Genomic DNA, 6,001 nt, shown 5'->3' on the forward strand with positions numbered 1-6,001 from the left:
CTCACTCACCACGTCGCCGAGGGGCAGGGTCTGCAGAGAGAGGCTGAGCGTCCCGGCATGGATGCGGGACAGCTCGAAGAGGTCGTCGACCATGAGCACCATGCGGTCCACCTCGCCGAGCATCTGCCGGTGGTAGCGGGCCGGGTCCTCGGCGATGCCGTCCTCGAGGGCCTCGGCCATCGCCCGCAGCCCGGCGAGCGGGGTGCGGAGGTCGTGCGAGACCCACGCGACCAGCTCCCGCCGCGACTGCTCCATCCGCTGCTCCCGCTCCCGCGCGTCGCGCAGCTGGCTGCCGCTGCGTGCCAGCTCGTCGCTGACCGCGCGGAACTCCCGCGGCCCCCCGGCGGTCGCCTCGACCCGCTCGCCGCTGCCGAGGCGGTGGGCACTGTCGCGCAGGGTCTGGACGGACGCGACCAGGCGCCGCGACAGCCACAGGGCGAAGCCCAATGACACCAGGCCCGAGACGGCACACACGAGGAGGACCACCTGCAGGTCGTGGAAGGACAGGAACATCGCCTGGGCCGTTCCGACCACCCCGGCGAGGATGCCTCCGACGGCAACGGCGGCGATGAGCCCGGCCGACCAGCGGATCGACGCACGCTGCAGCCGCCAGCTCAGCACCGCGCAGACGGCGCCGACGGCCAGCGACCACCCGGCGGCGATGAGGACGACCTCCACCTGGTCGCGGGTCACCGAGGCTCCCACCGGTAGCCGACACCCCAGACGGTGACCAGGCGCGTGGGGTGCGTCGGGTCCGTCTCGACCTTCTCGCGCAGGCGCCGGACGTGGACGGTCACGGTCGACTGGTCGCCGAAGGACCACCCCCACACCTCGCGCAGGAGCTGCTCCCGGGACCACGCCACGCGCGGGTTGGCCAGGAGGAACTGCAGCAGGTCGAACTCGCGCGTCGTGAGCGCGAGGGGCTCGCCCGCCAGGGTCGCGAGGTGCTGCGCCGGGTCGACCACGAGGTCACCGTCGACGGCGGTCGCGCCCCGGCTGGCGCGCTGGCCGACCCGCCGCAGGACCGAGTCGACCCGCAGCGCCAGCTCGCGCGGGCTGAACGGCTTCGTGACGTAGTCGTCGGCCCCGAGCCGCAGCCCCACGACACGGTCCGTCTCGGCCCCCAACGCGGTGAGCATGATGATGGGCACGTCGGTGGTCTCCCGCAGACGACGGCAGACCTCGAGGCCGCCGAGGCCCGGCAGCATCAGGTCGAGGACGACGAGGTCCGCCCGCCGGCGCTGCATCGCGGTGAGGGCGCTCTCGCCGTCGCCCGCCTCGGTCACCTCGTGGCCGCCCGCGCGCAGGTACGACACCACGACCTCCCTCACGGTCCGGTCGTCGTCCACCACGAGGACGTCAGCCACGGTGTGCTCCTCCGCGTCGGCGGGCCGTCAGGGCCGCGGCACCCGCCACCGCCAACACTAGTGCGGCAACGGTCGCCCACCCTGCGGCATACGGGCGGTCGAGCAGGGTGGGGTTGTCGGGCCGGGCCCCGAAACGGCCGAGCGCGGGCAGGGCGGCGAGGGTGAGGGGGCCCAGCACGACGAGGGCCCCGGCCGCAGCCCCCCGGGCCCAGTCGGGAAGTCGCGCGGCGGCGACGACGCCTGCCAGGACGACGGCCGGGGCGAGCAAGGCGTCGTGGACGAGCACGCCGCCGACCAGCCAGGGCAGCGCGGCCACGAAGTTGTCGGCGCCGAGTCGCACCAGGGAGAGACCGCCGTATGCCGCGGCGGCGAGACCCGCGAGGCCGAGGGCCGCGCGGGTGGCCGGCATCGCGCGGGAGGTCCTCACGCCTCGACCTCGAGGTGCGAGACCCACTTGGTCTGCAGCACGCCCGGGCGGTTCGGGGCGATGACCCGGCAGGGGTAGCCGTGGTCGAGGCTGAGCGGCTTCCCGCCCAGGCCCAGTGCGAGCAGGGTCAGCGGGTCCCTGGCCACACTCCCCGGCAGCCGGCTCTCACGGTAGGCCCCGCGCGGCTGCAGCGACCGCACGAGCACGGCGGCCCCGGGCGGAGCGGCCACGAGGGCGACGAGATCCCGCACCCGCACGCCGGTCCAGGTCCCGGAGGCACTCCAGCCCTCGACGCACGCGATGGGAAGGTCGGCGCTGTGCTGCGGCAGGGCCTCGAGCTCGGTGCGTCCCAGCCGGACCGTCCCGCCGGGACCCGTCACGGTCAGGGCGTAGTCCGGGTCAGAGGCCAGCCCCGTGACGCCTGCAGCCGCCGCCGACCTGTTGACGGGCACGCCGCCGGGGCCGTCCCCGGTCCGCACGGCCAGCACGGACACGCGGCGCAGCCCCGGCACCCCGGCGGCTGCGGTCGCCAGCACCGTGGCGCCCGCCGCCACCCACGTCACCCGCAGGAGCGACCGTCGGGTCAGCGCCGCGGGCCCGCCCGGCGGCGGAGCCTCCTCCTCGGTCAGCCCGCCGGCGAAGGCATCGCGGACGGCGGGCAGCTTCACGGCGACGTGAACGAGCAGCGCCCCCACGGCGACCCAACCGACCGCGTAGTGGGTGCCCCGGAAGCCGAACCCCCACGGGTACCACTGGGCCGCGTTGGCCAGCCCGGTGGCGAGCTGGAAGATCGCGCTCATGACGAGCACGGCGATCGAGGCCCGCTCGAGCGCGTGCAGGGCCACGTCCCGGCGCGGGCGCGGCGGACGTGCGAACAGCCTGGGGTAGACCGCCCACATCTTCACCAGCAGCAACGGCACCGCGGCAGTGCCCACCGCGACGTGCAGGCCCTGGCTGAGGCGGTAGAGCGAGACGGGGCGTCCCGGAAGTGGGAGGACCGGCGAGGACTGTTGCGCGACATGGCTGTAGACACCGGTCAGGAGGGCGAGCACGAAGCAGCCCCCGAGCCAGGCCCCCACCCGCGAGGCCACCTCCGGCCCGCGCAACCGGCTCGTGAACGCCTGCTCGCGCGGAACCGCCCGGTCGACGGCGCGCTCGAGACGCGTCGTCAGGCCGCGACCGCTCAGGTACGCCATCGCGTCCCCCCTGCAGGCCGGTGCAGCACCGCCACCCAGCGGCGCCGCCACCCGCTGACGCCGCCCGGATGGAGGCCCGCCTCGACCGCCACGCGGGTCAGTGCCTCCGGCCCCACCTCGGCCCACGGGAAGGGCGCCGAGACGAGACCTCCGGCGCGCAGGTGGAGGACGCGGACGGTCAGTCCGGTGCCCGGTGGTGCGCAGTCCAGGACCACCCTCCCGCCCGGAGCCACCAGGTCGCGAACCCGGGCGAGCAGCCGCGCCGGGTCCCCGCCGATGCCGACGTTCCCGTCGGCGAGCAGCGCTGTCCCCCAACGCCCCTCGTGAGGCAGGGCACCGAACAGGTCGGCGCGCACTGCGGGCGCACCACGCGCCCAGGCCGCCGCCACGGCCTCGGCCGAGACGTCCACGCCAAGGGTGTCCACCCCACGCCTGGCGAGCTCGGCGGTCAGCCGCCCGGGGCCACACCCCAGGTCGATGGTCGGCCCCTCGCAGTGCGCGAGCAGGAAGCGGTCCGACGCCGTCACCGCGCCGGTCCACCGGGGCACGGGAACGCGTCGGACCCGGCCGTCCACGCTGATGGTGCAGGGTGCGCCGCCCAGCGCCGCCGCGTAGACCTCCGCGGGCGACGCCGTCGGTGCAGACGACGCCGTCGAGGTGGGCGACCCCCTCATGGGACGCCCACCGTCTGCGCCGACGCCACGGGCTCGGTCGCCACCTGGGGCGGTTCGCCGAAGGGCTGGTGTCCGTGACCCGCCCAGGCCCGCGCGAAGCGGGTCCTCGGGGCCTCCGACGCAACCCACGCGGCGTCGTCCGCGGTGTCGACGTCCCGCATCACCGGTGCCGTTGCCGGCGGGCCAGCCGCGCGGCACACGGCGTGCCAGGTGGCGGCGAAGGTGTCTGCCCGCGACATCGCGACCGCGGCGATCCCCTTGGCCTGCGCGGGATCCGCCGTGGCGAGCACCCACCAGCCACCGTCGAGGGCGGGGCCCAGCACCGGCCTCCCGGTGGTCATCACCGTGGCCACCACGTCGGTGAGGACCCGAGGCTCCAGGTGTGGGGTGTCCATGCCGAGGAGGACGACCGGGCCACCCGTCAGCCCGTGGGTCTCCCTGAGCGCGCCGAGGATGCGCTCCCCCAGGCTGCCCGGCTGCTGCCCGGTCACCTGCCACCCCGCCAGCGCCGCGCGGAGCTGCCGCGAACGACAGGCAGGACCGAGCTCTCCCGCCAGGGCCACCACCCGTCTGCCGGGAGGGAAGACCGCGCAGCACGCGTCCAGGGTGTCCAGGAGGGCGGCGGCTGCGAGGTCCGCGGCAGCAGCGTCGCCGACGGTCCTGCCCAGCCGCGTCTTGGCGACCCCCGGGACCGGGGCCTTGGCGAGCACCACCACCGCGGCGCTCACGACAGCACCCTGGCGAAGTCGAGCGCCGCGCGCAGCGTCCCCGGCACCGAGCCCGACACCTTCGACCGCGTGCCCGCCGCGCGGGGGTGGTAGGCGACGTCGAGCTCGGCGACCTCCCACCCTGCCTGCGCGGCCCGCAGCAGCAGCTCCACGGGGTAGCCGGAGCGCCGGTCGGTGACACCGAGACGCAGCAGGTCCGCGCGTGGACACACCCGCACTGGGCCGATGTCGCTGAGCCGCAGTCCCGTTCGCCGCCGGAGCTGACGCAGCGCCATCGCGTTCCCGAGCCGGGCGTGCCAGGGCCACCCCGCCGCGGCGACCGGCCTGCGTCGACCCACTGCCAGGGTGGCCCCGCCCCTGGCGACGCACGCGACGAGAGGCAGCACATCGACGGGGTCGAGCGACCCGTCGCCGTCCATGACTGCGACGAGGTCGGCCGCGGACGCGGCGACGCCGGCGTGCACGGCGGCGCCGTACCCCGGCACCGGCTCGGTGACGACCCGGGCGCCGAGCCCGCGCGCCACCTCCGCGGTCCCGTCGGTCGAGCCGTTGTCGACGACGATCACGGAGAGGGAGGCCGGGACCCTGACGAGAAGCCCGCGCAGCGCCGCCGCCTCGTCTCGGCACGGGAGGACCAGGTCGCAGGAGGTCATGCCCACGACGCTAGGCACCGGACGCCAGGCGCGGTGGCCGCAACCCTTACGAGAGTGTGAAGCCCGTGCCGCCACCGTCACCGCGACCGGTGCACCGTGCCAGCCTCGACGCATGACGAGCACGCTGGCGGACCGCCCAGCGCACGCGACCGGTGGACCCGGCCCGAGACGCCGGGCGGCCTGGGGTGTCGCCGGCGCAGTCCTGCTCGTCCTGCTCGCCGCGGCCCTCCCGGCCGTGCTCGGCGTCGACGTCAAGGCCGGCACCGCGCCACCCCTGCTCGCCGACTGGCGGCCGCGGCTGGGCCCCGGCACGCTGCCCGCCGCCCTGCTGGCCGCACTGGCCTGCACCCCGGTCCTGCACCGGGCGGCGGACCGCCTGGCCTGGCCGGCTCTGCTTGCCGCGGCCTGGCTGGTCGGAGTCGGGTGGCTGCTGTCCCTGGCGCTCGTCGACGGAGTGGCGGGGGTGGCCGGGCCGCTCGACCAGGGCAGGGAGTACCTCCCGACGGCCCGGTCGGTCGGGGACGTGCCCGCGGCCCTGCGTGGCTTCGTCGACCGCATCCCGTTCGACCACCCGGACCACTGGGCGGTCCACGTCGCCGGTCACCCGCCCGGCGCACTCCTCCTCTTCGTGGGGCTGGCCCGGCTGGGGCTCGGCACGGGGCTCGAGGCGGGTCTGTGGGTTGTGGGCGTGGCGGCCACGACCCCCCTGGCCGTCGCTGTGGCCCTGCGCGCCGTGGGTGACGAGAGGGTGGCGCGAACTGCCCTGCCGTTCCTCGTGATGGGCCCCGCGGCGTTGTGGCAGGGCGTCTCCGCCGACGCAGCCTTCGCCGCAGTCGCCGCCTGGGCCGCCGCTGGCCTGGCCCTGGCTGTGACCGCCCGCGCCCTCCACGGGCAGGTCGGCTGGGCCGCCCTGTCGGGTCTGCTGCTGGCGGCCTGTGTCTTCCTGTCCTACGGCC

General features: G+C 76.1%; 7 protein-coding genes and 1 pseudogene. 1 reads left to right on the plus strand and 7 read right to left on the minus strand.

Features of this window, described 5'->3' with window-relative positions:
* The 7 genes from VIB11_RS15665 to VIB11_RS15695 form a co-directional block, all read right to left on the minus strand.
* On the minus strand, positions 1–693 hold a 693-nt coding region (locus VIB11_RS15665; protein ID WP_332032401.1), incomplete at its 3' end, for a histidine kinase dimerization/phospho-acceptor domain-containing protein.
* The gene (locus VIB11_RS15670) at positions 690–1,367 is read right to left on the minus strand and encodes a response regulator transcription factor (RefSeq protein ID WP_332032403.1); all 678 of its coding nucleotides are present in this window, start codon (positions 1,365–1,367) and stop codon (positions 690–692) included. The genes VIB11_RS15670 and VIB11_RS15665, both read right to left, overlap by 4 nt.
* The gene (locus tag VIB11_RS15675; protein WP_332032405.1) at positions 1,360–1,794 is read right to left on the minus strand and encodes a hypothetical protein; all 435 of its coding nucleotides are present in this window, start codon (positions 1,792–1,794) and stop codon (positions 1,360–1,362) included. The genes VIB11_RS15670 and VIB11_RS15675 overlap by 8 nt, the downstream gene beginning before the upstream one ends.
* Positions 1,791–2,990: a molybdopterin-dependent oxidoreductase gene (locus VIB11_RS15680; protein ID WP_332032406.1), complete on the minus strand. Its 1,200-nt coding sequence runs from the start codon at positions 2,988–2,990 to the stop codon at positions 1,791–1,793. The genes VIB11_RS15675 and VIB11_RS15680 overlap by 4 nt, the downstream gene beginning before the upstream one ends.
* Positions 2,978–3,664: a methyltransferase domain-containing protein gene (locus VIB11_RS15685; RefSeq protein ID WP_332032408.1), complete on the minus strand. Its 687-nt coding sequence runs from the start codon at positions 3,662–3,664 to the stop codon at positions 2,978–2,980. Before VIB11_RS15685 ends, VIB11_RS15680 begins: the two co-directional genes overlap by 13 nt.
* On the minus strand, positions 3,661–4,392 hold the full coding sequence (locus VIB11_RS15690) for a TIGR04282 family arsenosugar biosynthesis glycosyltransferase (RefSeq protein ID WP_332032410.1): 732 nt from the start codon (positions 4,390–4,392) through the stop codon (positions 3,661–3,663). The genes VIB11_RS15685 and VIB11_RS15690 overlap by 4 nt, the downstream gene beginning before the upstream one ends.
* On the minus strand, positions 4,389–5,045 hold the full coding sequence (locus tag VIB11_RS15695) for a glycosyltransferase family 2 protein (RefSeq protein ID WP_332032412.1): 657 nt from the start codon (positions 5,043–5,045) through the stop codon (positions 4,389–4,391). Before VIB11_RS15695 ends, VIB11_RS15690 begins: the two co-directional genes overlap by 4 nt.
* A gap of 112 nt (positions 5,046–5,157) precedes the next feature.
* On the opposite strand from VIB11_RS15695, the pseudogene VIB11_RS15700 reads away from it, so the two are divergent.
* Positions 5,158–6,001 (plus strand): annotated as a pseudogene (locus tag VIB11_RS15700) (hypothetical protein); the annotation flags it as partial.

The sequence above is a fragment of the Pedococcus sp. genome, assembly GCF_036554925.1.
GTDB lineage: Bacteria > Actinomycetota > Actinomycetes > Actinomycetales > Dermatophilaceae > Pedococcus_A.

Coding starts and splice junctions, on each gene's coding strand:
- VIB11_RS15680 (WP_332032406.1), bottom strand. CDS start 2,990: ATGGCGTACCTGAGCGGTCGCGGCCTGACGACGCGTCTCGAGCGCGCC.
- VIB11_RS15685 (WP_332032408.1), bottom strand. CDS start 3,664: ATGAGGGGGTCGCCCACCTCGACGGCGTCGTCTGCACCGACGGCGTCG.
- VIB11_RS15695 (WP_332032412.1), bottom strand. CDS start 5,045: ATGACCTCCTGCGACCTGGTCCTCCCGTGCCGAGACGAGGCGGCGGCG.